Source organism: Xanthomonas campestris pv. asclepiadis (assembly GCF_020784175.1).
Taxonomy (GTDB): Bacteria; Pseudomonadota; Gammaproteobacteria; order Xanthomonadales; family Xanthomonadaceae; genus Xanthomonas; species Xanthomonas campestris_D.
In genome coordinates, this window is sequence record NZ_JAJGQM010000003.1 from 47,943 (window position 1) to 62,728 (window position 14,786).

At 67.2% G+C, this 14,786-nt stretch carries 15 protein-coding genes; 5 read left to right on the top strand and 10 right to left on the bottom strand.

Annotated features, from left to right (window positions below; genetic code table 11):
• Positions 1-4: 4 nt before the first annotated feature.
• The 5 genes from fabD to LL972_RS02140 form a co-directional block, all read right to left on the bottom strand.
• Positions 5-949 carry an ACP S-malonyltransferase gene (fabD, locus tag LL972_RS02120; RefSeq protein ID WP_228326218.1) on the bottom strand — a complete coding sequence of 315 codons (945 nt, stop codon included), beginning with the start codon at positions 947-949 and terminating at the stop codon, positions 5-7.
• Positions 950-1,053: 104 nt separating this feature from the next.
• Complete coding sequence (locus LL972_RS02125; protein ID WP_228326219.1) at positions 1,054-1,836, bottom strand: serine/threonine protein phosphatase; 783 nt, start codon at positions 1,834-1,836, stop codon at positions 1,054-1,056.
• A 60-nt stretch (positions 1,837-1,896) separates the two neighbouring features.
• Positions 1,897-2,874, bottom strand: coding sequence for a beta-ketoacyl-ACP synthase III (locus LL972_RS02130; protein ID WP_047130405.1), 978 nt, complete (start codon positions 2,872-2,874; stop codon positions 1,897-1,899).
• Between the two features lie 90 nt (positions 2,875-2,964).
• A complete protein-coding gene (gene rpmF / locus LL972_RS02135; RefSeq protein ID WP_003483870.1) occupies positions 2,965-3,159 on the bottom strand; it encodes a 50S ribosomal protein L32 in 195 nt (64 codons plus the stop codon).
• A gap of 97 nt (positions 3,160-3,256) precedes the next feature.
• A complete protein-coding gene (locus tag LL972_RS02140) occupies positions 3,257-3,766 on the bottom strand; it encodes a YceD family protein (RefSeq protein WP_228326220.1) in 510 nt (169 codons plus the stop codon).
• Between the two features lie 110 nt (positions 3,767-3,876).
• On the opposite strand from LL972_RS02140, the gene LL972_RS02145 reads away from it, so the two are divergent.
• Positions 3,877-4,452: a Maf family protein gene (locus LL972_RS02145; RefSeq protein ID WP_228326221.1), complete on the top strand. Its 576-nt coding sequence runs from the start codon at positions 3,877-3,879 to the stop codon at positions 4,450-4,452.
• 14 nt (positions 4,453-4,466) lie between these two features.
• On the opposite strand, the gene LL972_RS02150 is transcribed toward LL972_RS02145, so the two are convergent.
• The 3 genes from LL972_RS02150 to LL972_RS02160 form a co-directional block, all read right to left on the bottom strand.
• Positions 4,467-6,053 (bottom strand): glycosyltransferase 87 family protein, encoded by a 1,587-nt coding sequence (locus LL972_RS02150; RefSeq protein ID WP_228326313.1) that lies wholly within the window; start codon positions 6,051-6,053, stop codon positions 4,467-4,469.
• Between the two features lie 266 nt (positions 6,054-6,319).
• On the bottom strand, positions 6,320-7,282 hold the full coding sequence (locus LL972_RS02155; RefSeq protein WP_429002104.1) for a glycosyltransferase: 963 nt from the start codon (positions 7,280-7,282) through the stop codon (positions 6,320-6,322).
• A 20-nt stretch (positions 7,283-7,302) separates the two neighbouring features.
• Entirely contained in the window at positions 7,303-9,144 is a 1,842-nt protein-coding gene (locus tag LL972_RS02160; RefSeq protein ID WP_228326223.1) for a glycosyltransferase family 39 protein, read from the bottom strand.
• A gap of 36 nt (positions 9,145-9,180) precedes the next feature.
• On the opposite strand from LL972_RS02160, the gene LL972_RS02165 reads away from it, so the two are divergent.
• From LL972_RS02165 to LL972_RS02180, 4 genes are read left to right on the top strand one after another with little or no spacing between them, the layout of a single operon-like run.
• Positions 9,181-10,134 (top strand): AAA family ATPase, encoded by a 954-nt coding sequence (locus LL972_RS02165; RefSeq protein ID WP_228326224.1) that lies wholly within the window; start codon positions 9,181-9,183, stop codon positions 10,132-10,134.
• A 5-nt stretch (positions 10,135-10,139) separates the two neighbouring features.
• Positions 10,140-11,096, top strand: a complete 957-nt coding sequence (locus tag LL972_RS02170) for a DUF58 domain-containing protein (protein WP_228326225.1) — start codon at positions 10,140-10,142, stop codon at positions 11,094-11,096.
• Complete coding sequence (locus tag LL972_RS02175; protein WP_228326226.1) at positions 11,089-13,041, top strand: transglutaminaseTgpA domain-containing protein; 1,953 nt, start codon at positions 11,089-11,091, stop codon at positions 13,039-13,041. The genes LL972_RS02170 and LL972_RS02175 overlap by 8 nt, the downstream gene beginning before the upstream one ends.
• The gene (locus LL972_RS02180) at positions 13,038-13,571 is read left to right on the top strand and encodes a Slp family lipoprotein (protein ID WP_228326227.1); all 534 of its coding nucleotides are present in this window, start codon (positions 13,038-13,040) and stop codon (positions 13,569-13,571) included. The genes LL972_RS02175 and LL972_RS02180 overlap by 4 nt, the downstream gene beginning before the upstream one ends.
• A 111-nt stretch (positions 13,572-13,682) precedes the next feature.
• Here LL972_RS02180 and LL972_RS02185 read toward each other — a convergent pair whose 3' ends face one another.
• Both LL972_RS02185 and recR read right to left on the bottom strand, forming a co-directional pair.
• Entirely contained in the window at positions 13,683-14,033 is a 351-nt protein-coding gene (locus LL972_RS02185; protein WP_228326228.1) for a histidine triad nucleotide-binding protein, read from the bottom strand.
• Positions 14,034-14,130: 97 nt separating this feature from the next.
• Complete coding sequence (gene recR, locus LL972_RS02190; protein WP_228326229.1) at positions 14,131-14,724, bottom strand: recombination mediator RecR; 594 nt, start codon at positions 14,722-14,724, stop codon at positions 14,131-14,133.
• Positions 14,725-14,786 lie beyond the last annotated feature (62 nt).

The window sequence follows — 14,786 nt, forward strand, 5'->3', positions numbered from 1 at the left end:
CGAATCAGTGCGTCCAGGCTTCGAGCGCGCCGGCATAATCGGCCGGCGTGGCCAGCGGAAGGGCGTCCAGGCGCTTGTCGATGCGCTTGATCAGCCCGCTCAGCACCTTGCCGGGGCCGCATTCGGCGATCCTGGTGATGCCCTGGGCGGCCAGCGCCTGCACGCAGCCGGTCCACTGCACCGGCAGATACAGCTGCTCGGCCAGCGCCTGGAGAATCGCCTCGCTGCCGGTGTGCACGCGCGCATCGACGTTCTGCACCACCGGAATCTGTGGGGCGTGCCAGCTCAGACCGGCCATCGCTTCGGCGAGCTGGTTGGCCGCATCGCGCATCAACGGGGTGTGCGAAGGAACGCTCACCGCCAGCTTGACCGCCTTGCGCACACCGCGCTCGGCCAGCAAGGCCAGCGCGCGATCCACCGCCTCCGCATCGCCACCGATCACGATCTGACCGGGCGAATTGAAATTGGCCGGCACCACCACCTGGCTGCCTGCTGCCTCGGCACAGACCTCCTGCACCAGCGCATCCTCGGCGCCCAGCACCGCCGCCATCGCGCCAACACCGGCCGGCGCGGCGGCCTGCATGAACTGGCCGCGCAGCCGGACCAGGTGCGCGCCGTCGTGCAGCGACAGGGCGCCGGCAGCGACCAGCGCGGTGTATTCGCCCAGGCTGTGCCCGGCCAGGACCGCCGGGCGCTGCCCGCGCTGCGCATTCCACAGCCGCCACACCGCCACGCCCGCGGCTAGCAAGGCCGGCTGGGTGTATTCGGTGCGGTTGAGCAGCTCTTCCGGGCCGCCCTGGGACAGGGCCCACAGGTCGACGCCGGCGCCTTCGGAGGCTTCGGCGAAGGTTTCGCGGATCTGCGGGTGCAGTTCGGACAGTTCGGCCAGCATCCCTATGGACTGCGAGCCCTGGCCGGGAAACACGAAGGCGAGAGTGGATTCGGTCACGCGTTGCTGCCTACAAAAATCGAGCCGGGATGATACGTGCGAAATCGCCCCGGCGTCTGTACTGCCGCGTATGCAAGGCCCGTCCGGCGCGACCGCCGGCACACTTACAGCAAGGCGTTGAGCAGGTCCATGTCGCCATCGGCCAGCCAGTCCACGCATATCACCAGTACCAGCAAGACGCCGAGCGAGGTCGCCGCGTGGATGGCCAGGATGGCGCGCGCCAGCGCCCCGGCAGAGCGGCCCAGGCGACCGGTGAGCTGCGCAAACCACTGCAATCGCCCGGTCACCACATGCGCATGCGCCGCCACCGCCGGGCCGGCCGCATCGAAGGCACACGTCATCAACCGCTGCAGCACCGCGCGGCGGCCGCGGTAGTACTTGGCCACCCCGTAGCCGAACACCAGCCAGTCGCGAGCCTGTGCCTGCGCCAGGTCCATCACTTCCAGCGGGTCTTCTTCGAAATCGATGAAGCCGACCGCCTGCCCGTCGAAGGTCATGTTGCGCGGAAGCGGTTGGCCGAAATAGGCGCCATCGCGATGGGCATCGGCAATGGCCGCCACCGCCAGCGCAATCAGCCGGTCGCGCTCGGGCGCATTGGCCTCGCGCAGGCAGCTGGCAAAGGAACGGCCGTTGTCGCTGAGCACCAGGGCCGCCTGTCCGCAACCGACCACGCGCGGCACATTGACCGCTTGCGCCTGCAGTTCGCCGAGCCGGCGCGCTTCCAGATCGCGCGCAGCATCGCCGCCACGGTGCGGCGGTGGACGCAAGGCGTCCAGGCCCCAGCGGCGGGCGACGAAGTTAAGTGCTCCGAGCGAGACCGCGCGGCTGTGGCGGCGATACTGCTTCAGCCAGACGCGCTGTCCGGCGATGACGATGGGTTCTGCCATGACGGGCCCGTCCCTGACGCTGTCAGGCAGCGCCGGCGGACGCGGCGCTGCCTGCCGGACTCAGTAGCGCAGCAGCGCCGAGCCCCAGGTAAATCCGCCGCCGAATGCTTCCAGCAGCAGCAATTGACCACGCTGCACGCGACCGGAGCGAACCGCTTCGTCCAGCGCCAGCGGCACCGAGGCCGAGGAGGTATTGCCGTGTCGGTCCACGGTGACGACCACCTGCTCCATCGGCAGATCCAGCCGCTTGGCGGTGGCCTCGATGATGCGCAGGTTGGCCTGGTGCGGGATCAGCCAGTCCAGGTCGTGCTTGTCGTAGCCATTGGCGGCCAGGGCCTCGTCGACCACCGAATCCAGGGCCTTGACTGCGTACTTGAACACGTCGTTGCCCTTCATCAGCAACGCGCCGCCGCCGTTCTTGCCTTCGCCGAAGCCCACCGACACGCCAACCGGATCCCACAGCAGTTCTTTCTTGCTGCCGTCGGCATGCAGATGGGTGCTGAGGATGCCGGTTTCTTCGTCGGCCTTGAGCACGACCGCGCCAGCGCCGTCGCCGAACAGCACGCAGGTGGTGCGGTCGGTCCAGTCGACGATGCGGGTCAGGGTTTCTGCGCCCACCACCAGCACAGTCTTGGCATCGCCACTGCGCACGAACTTGTCGGCCACGCTGAGCGCATAGACAAAGCCCGAGCACGCCGCGTTGACGTCGAAGGCACCACAGCCGACATTGCCCAGCCGCGCCTGCAGCAGGCAGGCAGTGGACGGGAAAATCAGGTCTGGGGTGGTGGTGCCGACAACGATCAAGTCGATCTCGTCGGCGGTCACGCCGGCCGCTTCCATCGCCTTCAGCGAGGCGAAATACGCCAGATCGCTGGTGGTCTGGTCGTCGGCGACGATGTGACGTTCACGGATACCAGTGCGCGAGAAGATCCATTCATCGCTGGTGTCGACGATCTTGGACATGTCGTCGTTGGTCAACACCTTTTCGGGCAAATAGCTACCCGTGCCCGCGATTCTGGAATAGATCCGCTTGCTCATACTGTTCCCTGTTGCAAGAGCCGCGGTGATCGGCGGCTCCGGAAGAAGCGAGGGTCACCCGGCGGCGTCGAACGCGCCGGGTGCCACGAATCAATCTTCTTGGACGGCCGACGACTTGGTCGCAATCACCTTCTTGCCGCGGTAGTAACCGTCAGCGGTGATGTGGTGGCGCAGATGGATCTCGCCGCTGGTCGGATCGGTCGACAGCTGCTTGGCGGTCAGGGCATCGTGCGAACGACGCTGGCCGCGACGCGACGGGGTAACTCGGGATTTCTGCACAGCCATGGGATTGCTCCAACTTAAGTTCGATAACTTGTCTGTCGAGTCGAACAGGACGCTTGACGCCCGCGCCGACCTGTCTTTCCGCCCTTCACAGCGGCGGTTACTGTTTTTTGAACGCTGCCAGCGCCGCGAACGGACTGGCTTTGTCTTGCTCTTCCTGGGTCGGAACCCACTCGGCCTCGACGGCCTCGCTGCCCGGCGCCATCGGCACCACCGGGATCGACAGGACCAGTTCGTCCTCGACCAGGTCGACGGCCCGCAGCATGCCATCTTCCGGCACCAGCAAGGCCTCGTACTCGGCCGGCAACGCCGCTTCGTCGGCTTCGTCACGGATCAAACCAAGACGCTGTCTGATTTGCACCGGATACAGAAAACGTTGCAGGCTGCGCTGGCAGGCCAGCGGAAGCTCGACATCGACACTGAGTTCGACATAAGCGACCTTCAGCAGGTCGTCCTGATCGAATTGGAGCGAGTAAACGCACTCGCCCTCGGTATCGACCAGACTGCCTTGCAGGCGGGTCATCGCAGACAGCGGGATGCGGCCATCGAAGCGCCTGCGCGCTGCGACCATCCGCCAAGCATCCAGCATTTCGGGTACGTTCGCGGACATAAGCCGCAGAATGTTAAAGATCCGCCGACGCCCTGTCAAATACCCCTATTCACGCACCTGGCACGGCGCCAAGGCTGGCAGACTCCCCTACCCGTCCGACGCAGCGCCCCATGATGCCACGCCTGATTCTTGCCTCCACTTCCGTCTATCGGCGCGAGCTGCTCGACCGGTTGCAACTGGACTTCAGCACCGTCAGGCCGGAGGTCGATGAGCAGGCGCAGCCTGGGGAGGCCCCAGACGCGCTGGCCAGCCGGCTGGCTGCCGAAAAGGCGGCGGCGGTGGCTGCGCACGCGCCCGACGCCTGGGTGATCGGTTCGGACCAGGTCGCCGACCTGGACGGCCGGGCCCTGGGCAAACCAGGCACGCTGGAGCGGGCGCATGCGCAGCTGACGGCGATGTCCGGCCGCGTGGTGCGCTTCCATACGGCGGTGAGCCTGGTCGGCCCTGGCCGCACCGCGCACGCGCTGGACCTGACCGAAGTGCAGTTGCGCCCGCTGACGCGCGCCGAAATCGATCGCTACCTGGCCGCCGAGCCCGCACTGGATTGCGCCGGCAGCTTCAAGTGCGAGGGCTTCGGCATCAGCCTTTTCGACGCCATTCGCTCGCAAGACCCCACCGCATTGATCGGTCTGCCGCTGATCGCGCTGGCGCGATTACTGCGGCAGGCGGGGTTTCAACTGCCCTGAGCTGTCATCGGGTCTCATCGATCGAGCCTGCAGAACTGGTAGGGATACTCCCCCTGCCCGATTCGCGAGGAAAGCCTGCGGCAGCTGGCCGGATCCAGCGTCACCCCATAGGCAAGCAGCTGTTGTTGCGCCTGCTCGAGTAGACGGCGATCGGCAGCGACCAGCTCCATCGCCTTGCGTTCGGGAACGCGCAACTGACACAGTCCGGGCCGGGATGCATCGAGTTCGGCGCGTAAGCCATGCGCCATCAGCCAGCGCAATTGGGGGCATTCCGGTCGAGTGCTCCATCCCAGACGCCGCGCCCACCGATTCATCCGTTCCACGCGCGGACTTTGCTTGTCCTGCGTAGCATCCCATAACGCATACAGCTGCGGCCGCTCGGCCACCAGCGCGCGCACGCGGGCGCGATAGGCATCCGATTCGGCGAGGTTGCTGGCTACACCGACATAACGCGCCGCTGGCGCAAGCAACGCAATCCGCCATGCCTGCGGCTGGTTTCCGACCAGCAACACGGTACTGGACGCTGGCGCATCGATCGGTGGCGGCTGTACCTGGATGCTGTGCCGTGCCCAGGATTCATGGCCCCAGTCGTTCCAGCCTCCGAGCGCGATCAGCGCACTGAAGAGCACCAGGCAGGCCGCCACCGTGCGGGCTCGGGCGGCGGCGAACAACCGCTGGCAGCAGAGCCAGAGCGCCAACGGCGCCAGCAGTTCCAGCGCCGCAAGGTAGCGATGAATCGAAAACATGCCCTGCCAGAGCAGATAACCCACGCCGACAAACACCAGCAGCGTCGTGGCCTGTGCATTCCAGCCAGGAACGGGCAAAGACCTGCGCCATAGCGCACGCCCCACGATTCCCAGCACGGCCAGATAAAGCAGCGCCCAGATGCATTGAAACAGCGCAATTTCACTGACCCGCCAGGGGTTGAAGGTCAGTACCAGCGGCCACGCCAACCATTCGCCCACACCACGCGGCAGCCAACGGGTATCACCCAGCGAGACAGGTTGCGCGAGCGGCGCGCGAAACACGCCATTGAACTGCGGAAACAAGGGATTGCCGAACTGCTCCCAGACCCGTAGATACCAGGGTGCGGCAATCAGGGCAAAGACCAGCAACGCCGCCAGCGCCATGCTCACCACACCAAGCGCCCGTGCGCGCGGGCGCCCACCGGCGCAGAGCCCCGCACAGGCCAACGCCACTGCATAGGGCGCATTGGTCAACTTGCACGCCACGGCGAGACCAAGCAAAAGCCCGGCGAGCAGCCAATGACGGGCGGCCAGCGCGCTACCGGCCTGTTGTCGGCGCTGCGCGCGCATCACCAGTGCCAGCGCCGCCAGCAACGGGAGCGCGGTACTCGCATCGCCCATGGTGTTGGCAAATTCGGAAAGGAATGCCGCGCTGCACAGGCCAGCCAGCGCCAACAGCGGGGCCAGGCGGGCGCGCTGGGAATCTGCGTCCAGCACATACCAGGCAATTGCCGCCACCGGCACGAACACCATTGCATGCAGCACGCCCATCAACGCGCCGGCCAACGGCCCGGGCCAGCGTGTCAGCAGCCCATACTGGACGATATCCAGCGCCGGATTGAAGTAGCTCTGCAACTGCGCCGGGGCCAGATCCTGGGTCAGACGGCCGTGCCACCACGCATAGCCGTTATAGACATGGTAATTGCGCAGGTCCCAGTTCGCATCCTGTCCAAGACACAACGCCACCAGGCCACCTAGCAGCGCAACGACGGTCACCGCCGCGACCACGTTGGCTGGACGCCGAAACGCGAAGCGGTGATCGGCCCAATTCAACAAGCGGGCGATCCCGCGCCCCGGTTCGGAGGCCGCAGCACCAGCGTAGACGCGCGCGAGCAGGGCACTCATCGACGCCCCTCCGGCCCCAGCAAGGGCTCGGCAAGATAGGCCAGATGCTTGGCCTCGATGCGTCCACGGGTGACGGTATCCAAGATCAACCCGCAGGCCAGCAGCAAGAACCCCAGCAGCATCAGCGCCACGCACAGGATGGCGGTGGGAAAGCGCGGAACCAGGCCAGTCTGGGCGTAGGTTTCAAACAAGGGGATCGCCAACCCCACCGAAGCCAGGGCACAGGCAATAAAGCCTACCGAGAAGAACAACAACGGCCGCTCGGCCTTGAACAGCTTGGCGATGGTGGTGAGGATGCGCCAGCCATCGCGCCAGGTATTCAACTTGCTTTGCGAGCCTTCCGGGCGCACGCCATAGGCGGTTTCGACCTCGGCCACCGGCATGCGCAGCTGCAATGCGTGCACGGCCAGTTCGGTTTCGGTTTCGAATCCCTGCGCATGCGCAGCGAAGGATTTGACGTAGCGCCGCGAGAACACCCGATAGCCGGACAGCATGTCGTCGAAACTGCGGCCGAACAGCAGCCCCGCGCACCGCGTCAGCAATACGTTGCCGACGCGATGACCGGGCCGATACGCGGCCTGCTGCTGATCGCGGCGCGCGCCGACCACCATGTCCAGGCGCTCGTCGATCAGCTTGCGCACCAGCGCCGGTGCGGCGGCCGCGTCGTAAGTGGCATCGCCATCGACCAGCACATAGATGTCGGCGTCCACATCGGCAAATCCACGCCGCACCACATTGCCCTTGCCCTGCAGCGCCACGCGGCACACCTGCGCACCGGCCGCCGCCGCGACCGCCGCAGTGGCATCGCTGGAATTATTGTCCAGCACATGGATCGCCGCGCCCGGCAAGGCCACCGCAAACGCGCCGACCACCGACGCGACTGTCGCCGCCTCGTTATGGCAGGGCACCAGCACGGCGATTCGGATCCCGGGCACAGGCACGGGAGGGACAACAGTCATGGCATCGGTCATTGCGTGATTTAAGGTGCGGAAACGGTGATGGGCTGTTCCCACCAGTCCTCGACGCTGCCGTCGTGGCCATGCAGGCGCAGTCCCAGCCAATGCGTGCCCGGCGGCAGCGCATGCGTATCAAAGGTGGCGTTGAAACCGACGTTGGGGTGCTGCGGGTCGGTGGAAATCTTCCAGTACGGGCGCACATCCAGCGGCGTGCCGTACTCGGCCTGCGCGACCGGGCGCCCGTCCAGCAGCAGCTCCACCTGCGACAGTCCGACGCCGTCCTTGAATGCCCAGCCGCGCACCTGCACCTGCCCGGCCACGCGCACGTCCGGCAGCGGCGTATCGATCCAGGCCATCGCCGGGGCGATGCACGGCCCGGGCTGGCGTTGCGCCGGCAGCGCGAACAGCAGGAAGCGCTGGTAGCCGTGATCGGTGGACACCACCGTGGGCGGCGGCAGCGGCCCGACCATCTCGCAGATGTCGTGATAGCGCTTCAACAGGTCGCGGTAACGCTGATCGCTGGGCGAGAGCACCAGCAGCCGCGGCCCGTTGCGCGTGCCGTCACTGAGCAGCCCCCATTGCAACAACTGCGCGCTGCGCCCGTGCTTGTCGTTCAACTCCGCGCGCAGCACTTCCACGTTGGCATCGTGCAGTTGAAAGCCCAGCTCGGCACCGACCTTGAAATTTTCCGCCAGCACGCGCGTACCCGGCGGCATCTGCGCCAGCTGGGTCTTGACCGCGCGCGCCAGATCTTTCCACCCGGCAAAGTTGCGCGGATAGTATTTTTCACCGGCCGCATGCGCGCGAATCGACGGCACCGACACCGCCAGGTAGTAGCCATACGCCCCCAGGGTGCCGAGCAGCGCGATCACCCAGACTGCGCGACGCAGCGTATGCGGCCAACGCATCAGGATCACCGGCACCGCCACCAGCAATGCCAGGTAGCCCGGCAGCGGCCAGTGGAAACTGATCCGCTCGGCATCGCTGAAGAAGCCGAGCACGAAGATCGCCACCGTCGAAATCCCGCCCAGCAGGCCGAAATACCGCCATTGCGCCCGCGAACCGCCACCGGCGCGCGTACCGGCCAGACCGACCTTGAGCATCGCCCAGGCCAGCAGCGGGGTGACCAGCACCGCCTGTATCAGCAAGAACCACAGTCCGGTGACCTGAAAACGCCACGGATGCCGGTCGACCAGCTGGAAGCGCAGCCCGGCCTCGTCATGCTCGGTGTTCCAGAACAGCAGCGGCAGCCAGCTCACCGCGCCCACCGTCAACGCCATCCAGATGCGCGGGTCGCGCATGACCGCGCGCCCCTGCGGAATGCACAGCAGCGCGATGCAGCCCACCCCGATCACGCCGGCAAAACGGTAGTGACTGAGCGCGCCGATCACCAGGCCGATGGCGAGCTCGAGCGCGCTGGTGGCATCGACCTCGCGCAGCAGCCGCGCGCCGGCATCCATGCACAGTACTGCCGCCAGCGCCATCGGCACGTCCGGCACCGCCAGGATGCCGAGCGTGGCCGACAGCGGCATCAGCAGGGTCAGGCTGCCGGCCTGCCAGCCCAGCGTGGAGCCGAACCAGCGCGTGGCGATATGCGCGATCAACCAGGGAATCAGCGCGGCAATGGCCAGAAACGGCAGGCGCAGGGCCAGCAGATGATGCCCGCCCAGTTCCACGCCCAGCCGCGCCAGCCAGGCGGTCATGCCCGGCAGATCCGAATACGCGGCGGCCAGATGCTGGCCTTCCTGCCAGTAGAACGCCTCGTCGACGAACAGCGGCAGCCGCGCGGCGATCAACAGCTTGACGGCCGTCGCCAGTGTCCACAGGATCACGAAGGTGCGATGTGCGCGTTGGTCCCCTTGCATTGCCCTGTGCACTCTTCTTCCACCTACGGAATTGTGATGTCGACACCGCTGCGTTCCACGGAAATGCTAACCGATGCGCTGCGCCAATCGCTGCGGCGCGCACAAGACCAGGTCAATTCGCTGCTGCTGGGCAAGGCGCAGGAAGTGCGCCTGGCGTTCGTGGCACTGCTGTCCGGCGGCCATCTGCTGATCGAGGATCTGCCCGGCCTGGGCAAGACCACCCTCGCCCACGCGATGGCCTCCAGCCTGGGGCTGGGCTTCCAGCGCGTGCAGTTCACCTCCGACCTGCTGCCGGCAGACGTGCTGGGCGTGTCGGTCTACGACGCCGCCTCGCGCCAGTTCCAGTTCCATCCCGGCCCGGTGTTCACCAACGTGCTGCTGGCCGACGAAATCAATCGCGCGCCGCCGCGTACGCAAAGCTCGCTGCTGGAGGCCATGGCCGAACAGCAGGTCACGCTCGACGGCGTCACCCATGCGTTGCCGGAGCCGTTCTTCGTGATCGCCACGCAGAACCCGGTCGATCTGTCCGGCACCTTCCCGCTGCCGGATTCGCAACTGGATCGCTTCCTGCTGCGGCTCAGCCTGGGCTATCCCAGCGCCGATGCCGAGCGCGCGCTGCTGTCGGGCGTGGACCGGCGCGAACTGATCGCCCAGGCGGTACCGCAACTCAGCGATAGCGACGTGGTGGCGCTGCGCACGGTGGTGGGCCAGATCCATACCAGCGATGCGCTGATCGGCTATGTGCAGGCCTTGCTGCTGCGCAGCCGCCAGCATGCCGGGGTACGCGTCGGGCTGTCGCCGCGCGCCGGCATCGCGCTGCTGCGTGCGGCCAAGGCCTATGCGCTGCTGCTGGGGCGCGAGCACGTGCTGCCGGAAGACGTGCAGGCGCTGTTCGTGGCCGTGGCCGGGCACCGGCTGGTGCCGGAAGCCGAATCCTCGTCCGGGCCGGCGCTGGCCAAGGCGCTGCTGCACAGCGTGCCGGTGGACTGACTCAGGTGCGTGCGCACGTGCGCGGCATCGGCCGCCGACTCAGCCTGCTGGCGCGTCCGCGGGGCGCGGAGGCCTTGCCGATCGTGCTGGATCGGCGGCGCATCTATGTGCTGCCGACGCGCTTCGGGCTGTTCGTCACCGCCTTGCTGCTGGCGATGCTGCTCGGCGCATTGAACTACAACAACAACCCGGCCCTGCTGCTGGCCCTGTTGCTGGCCACCGCCGGGATTGCCAGCAGCATCATGGCGCACCTGCAGCTGTCGGCGCTGCGCATCGAGGCGGTCTCGGCCGAACCGGTGGTCGCCGGCGAGCCATTGCGCATGCGGGTGTCGCTGGCACGTCGCGACAGCCGTGCACGGCGTGGGCTGCGCCTGGATCACCTCGACAGCAGCGGCTTCTGTGCGTTGCTCGCGCACGACATGGCCGAGGTGGACCTGCTGGTGCCCACCGAACGGCGTGGCTGGCAGGACATCGAACGCATCCGCCTGTCCAGCACCCAGCCGCTGGGGCTGGTGCGCGCCTGGTCGTGGGTCTGGCCGGAAACACCGCTACTGGCCTATCCCAAGCCCGAAGAACAGGGGCCGGCATTGCCCGAGGGCGCCGGTTCGCCCAACCAGACCCGGCTGCACCCGCAAGGCGAGGAGTTGCACCAGCTGCGCCCGTATCGCGCCGGCGATGCGCCACGCACGATTTCCTGGAAGCACTCGGCACGCCGCGACAGCCTGCTGGTGCGCGAATACGAGCAGCCGCTGGGCATCGAAGTCACGCTGGACTGGCGCACGCTCAACGCGCTGCCATACGAACGCCGCATCGCGCGGCTTGCCCGCTGGGTCAACCTGGCCGAACGCGACGGGCGGCGCTACCGCCTGCTGCTGCCGGGCCAGCCGCCGCTGGGTCCTGCGCAAGGCACCTCGCACCATCACCTGTGTCTGCGCGCCCTGGCCCTGCTTCCCCATGACTGAACCGTCCGTCCCGATCACCCAGGCCAGCCGCGGCTGGGTGCTGGCCACCAGCTGGCTGGCACTGGCGCCATTGCTGCTGCAGCTGCCCGGCCTGCTCGCCGGCACCATTGCCGTGGCCGCCGTGCTGGTCGGGGTGCTGAGCTGGCGCGGCACCTTGATGGCACCGGTGCGGTTGTTGCTGGTGGTGGCGATGCTGGGCGCGGTGTACTGGCAGATCGGCATGCGCTTCGGCCGCGACACCGGCTGCGCGGTGCTGGCGTCGATGCTGGCGATCAAGGCCTCCGAGCTGCGCACCTTGCGCGATGCACGCAGCCTGCTCGGCTTTGCATTGTTCGCCCCGTTCGCGGCGTTTCTGCTCGACCAGGGGCCGGCGACGATGGGCTTGGCACTGCTGGCGGTGGTGAGCGCACTGCTGAGCATGCAGCGGCTGGCCGACGAGGAGCACCGCACCGGCACGCCTGCGCTGCGGATGCAATTGCGCGGCATCGGCAAGCTGGTCGCCATCGGCGTGCCGTTGGCCCTGGCCACGTTCTGGCTGCTGCCGCGCCTGAGTTCCCCGCTGTGGGGCGTGCCCGAGCGCGCGCTGTCGCGGCCGGGCCTGTCGGACGACATGTCGCCGGGCGAATGGATCGACCTGATGGCCGACGACAGCCCGGCGCTGCGCGTGCAGTTCACCGGCACGGCGCCACCGCCGCAACAACGCTACTGGCGCGGGCCGGTGATGTGGGACTTCGACGGCCGCACCTGGCAGCGCGCGCGCTGGACCGGTCGCAGCCAACCGGCATCGGTCACTGCCGGGCCGCAGCGCTATCGCTATCGCCTGGACTACGAGCCCACCGACCGTCGCCAACTGGTGTCGCTGGACCTGCCCACGCAAGCGGTGGCCAATGCCGAGCTGTCGCCCGACTACGAACTGTTCGCACGGCGGCCATTGAGTGCGCTGACCCGCTGGGAGCTGCAGTCGGCACCACCGGCCCGCTTCGACACCGATCTGCCCGACCAGTTGCGCAAGCGCGCCCTCGCGCTGCCGCCGGGTTTCAATCCACGCACGCTCACGCTGGCGCGGCAGTGGCGCGCGGAAGCCGGCAGCAATGACGATGCGGTAGTGCAGCGCGCACTGCAATGGATCACCCGCGAGTTCGCCTACACGCTGGATACGCCGCTGCTCGGCCGCAACAGCGTGGATGAATTCCTGTTCCAGCAGAAGGCCGGTTTCTGCGAGCACTTCAGCTCCTCGTTCGTGGTGCTGATGCGCGCGGCCGGCATCCCGGCGCGCGTGGTCACCGGCTATGCCGGCGGCACCTACAACGGCTTCGGCAATTACTGGGTGGTGCGGCGCATGGATGCACATGCCTGGACCGAAGTCTGGCTGGCTGGGCGCGGCTGGGTGCGGGTGGACCCCACCGCGGCGGTGGCGCCGGAACGCATCTACGACACGCTGGAAGACCGCGTGCAGGTCGGTGCGGGTAACAATTTCGCCCAGCTCGGCATGTGGGCCAGCCTGGGCCAGGTCAGCGACCTGCTGCGCCGTGGCTGGAACGACCTGGTGCTGTCCTTCGATGCCGACCGCCAGCAACGGCTGTTGCAGCCGTTCGGCATCGATCGCCTGGACACCTCGCAACTGGCCGCCATCTTCGGCATCTTCGCGGTCAGCGCGCTTGCATGGATGGGCTGGCTGCTGGCGCGCGGCGAGCGTGAGCGCGACCCGCTGCTGCGGGCCTGGCATCGCCTGGGCCGCCGCTACGGCAAGCTCGGCCTGGCCCGCGAACCTCACGAACCGGCCATTGCCTGGGCGCAGCGTATCGCCCGTTCACACCCGAATCCGGCATTGTTGGCGCTCAGCCAACGTTTCGCTGCCGCGCGCTACGCTGGCGCTGATTCGGACAGCGCCTCACTCCTCAAAGATCTGCAGCAGCATCGCCCGCGAACCGGAGCTTCCTCATGAGTACCCGCTTTCTCCTTCCCATTGCCGCCGTGCTCGGGCTCGCCGCCTGTGCCACCGCGCCCAAGCCGCTGCAGGGGCAGTTCCCTACGGTCAGTCCGAGCGATTCCACCGCCAGCGCCCAGGTCGGCACGTCGGTGCGCTGGGGCGGCAAGATCATCCAGACCAAACCCGGCCAGGGCCAGACCTGCTTCGAGCTGATCTCGCGTCCGCTCAATGCCAGCGGCCGTCCGGACCGCAACGCCGTGGACGCCAGCGATGGCCGCTTCCTGGCCTGCCGCTCGGGCTTCTACGATCCGGCCGTGTTCGAGCCCGGCCGCGAAGTGACCTTCATCGGCAAGATCGAAGGCTACGAAACCACCAAGATCGGCGAGTACGACTACAAGCTGCCCAAGGTGAATGCCGACGTGGTCTACCTGTGGCCGGTCGTGCGCGAGGTGGATGTGGTGCCGGCCTACCCGTACGGCCCGTGGGGCGACCCGTGGGGTCCGCGCTGGGGCGGCGGCTGGGGCTGGGGCCGCGGCTGGTGGTAATGGACCGCTGAGTCAGTGACACGCAAGAACGCCGCTCGCAGGGAGCGGCGTTTTTGTTTGTGCGATACGGCTGCTGGAACAGGCGCTGATGCGCTCGATCAAGCAACCAGGTCAGGGCGTGCCGAACCGTCCCAGCGGCGCACCGGCCAGCAGATGCAGATGGATATGGAACACGGTCTGGCCGGCATGCTCGCGACAGTTCATCACGATGCGATAGCCGTCTTTCGCCAGCCCCTGCTCGCGTGCATACGATGCTGCAGCGAGTGCGAGCTTGCCCACCAACAGCGCCTGCTCGGGCGGCACATCGTCCAGCGTGGGAATCGCATGCTGCTTGGGAATGAACAGCACATGCACCGGTGCCTGCGGGGCGATGTCTTGAAAGCCCAGCACTTCGTCGTCTTCATAGACGATGCTGGCCGGAATTTCGCGACGAATGATCTTGCCGAAGATGGTGTCGGACATGGTGGGAATGGGGAGTGGGGAATCTCAAGAGCTTACCGCGCGCGCCACTGCTTTTCGCTTCTCCGATTCCCGATTCCCCTCTCCCGATTCCCGGCGCTCAAAGCACCTCACCCCGGGTGCCAAAGGCGTGCGACAAGGTGCCGCGATCGACGTATTCCAGCTCGCCGCCCAGCGGCATGCCTTGCGCGAGCCGGCTAGGGCGCACCGCATGCTGGCGGGCCAGCTGCGCCAGGTAATGCGCGGTTGCCTCGCCTTCCACGGTGGCATTGGTGGCGATGATCATTTCGGTGACCTCACCGGTGGCCAGACGCTCGCCGAGCCGGTCCAGGCCCAGCTCGCGCGGGCCGATGCCGTCCAGCGGCGACAGCCGGCCCTGCAGGATGAAGTACAGCCCGCGGTAGCCGGTGGCGTGTTCGATCGCCAGGCGATCGGCCGGCGATTCCACCACGCACAGCTGCTGCCGGTCGCGGCTGCTGCTGGCACAGATCGCGCAGATCTCCGACTCGGTGAAGTCGCGGCATTGCACACAATGGCCAACCTTCTCCACCGCATTGGCCAACGCGGCAGCCAGGCGACGCCCACCCTCGCGCTCGCGTTCGAGCACGTGGTAGGCCATGCGCTGCGCCGATTTCTGGCCCACACCCGGCAACACCCGGAAGGCCTCGATCAGTTGTTCGAGAAGAGAGGACATCGAATTGGGAATCGGGAATCGGGATTGGGGAATCGCAAAAGCGAAAGATAATCTCGCTCTTA

Bases quoted from the DNA above. Each gene is read 5' to 3' on its own strand.
- LL972_RS02125 (WP_228326219.1), bottom strand. From the start codon at position 1,836: ATGGCAGAACCCATCGTCATCGCCGGACAGCGCGTCTGGCTGAAGCAG.
- LL972_RS02130 (WP_047130405.1), bottom strand. From the start codon at position 2,874: ATGAGCAAGCGGATCTATTCCAGAATCGCGGGCACGGGTAGCTATTTG.
- rpmF (WP_003483870.1), bottom strand. From the start codon at position 3,159: ATGGCTGTGCAGAAATCCCGAGTTACCCCGTCGCGTCGCGGCCAGCGT.
- LL972_RS02140 (WP_228326220.1), bottom strand. From the start codon at position 3,766: ATGTCCGCGAACGTACCCGAAATGCTGGATGCTTGGCGGATGGTCGCA.
- LL972_RS02145 (WP_228326221.1), top strand. From the start codon at position 3,877: ATGATGCCACGCCTGATTCTTGCCTCCACTTCCGTCTATCGGCGCGAG.
- LL972_RS02155 (WP_429002104.1), bottom strand. From the start codon at position 7,282: ATGACTGTTGTCCCTCCCGTGCCTGTGCCCGGGATCCGAATCGCCGTG.
- LL972_RS02160 (WP_228326223.1), bottom strand. From the start codon at position 9,144: ATGCAAGGGGACCAACGCGCACATCGCACCTTCGTGATCCTGTGGACA.
- LL972_RS02165 (WP_228326224.1), top strand. From the start codon at position 9,181: ATGTCGACACCGCTGCGTTCCACGGAAATGCTAACCGATGCGCTGCGC.
- LL972_RS02175 (WP_228326226.1), top strand. From the start codon at position 11,089: ATGACTGAACCGTCCGTCCCGATCACCCAGGCCAGCCGCGGCTGGGTG.
- LL972_RS02180 (WP_228326227.1), top strand. From the start codon at position 13,038: ATGAGTACCCGCTTTCTCCTTCCCATTGCCGCCGTGCTCGGGCTCGCC.
- LL972_RS02185 (WP_228326228.1), bottom strand. From the start codon at position 14,033: ATGTCCGACACCATCTTCGGCAAGATCATTCGTCGCGAAATTCCGGCC.
- recR (WP_228326229.1), bottom strand. From the start codon at position 14,724: ATGTCCTCTCTTCTCGAACAACTGATCGAGGCCTTCCGGGTGTTGCCG.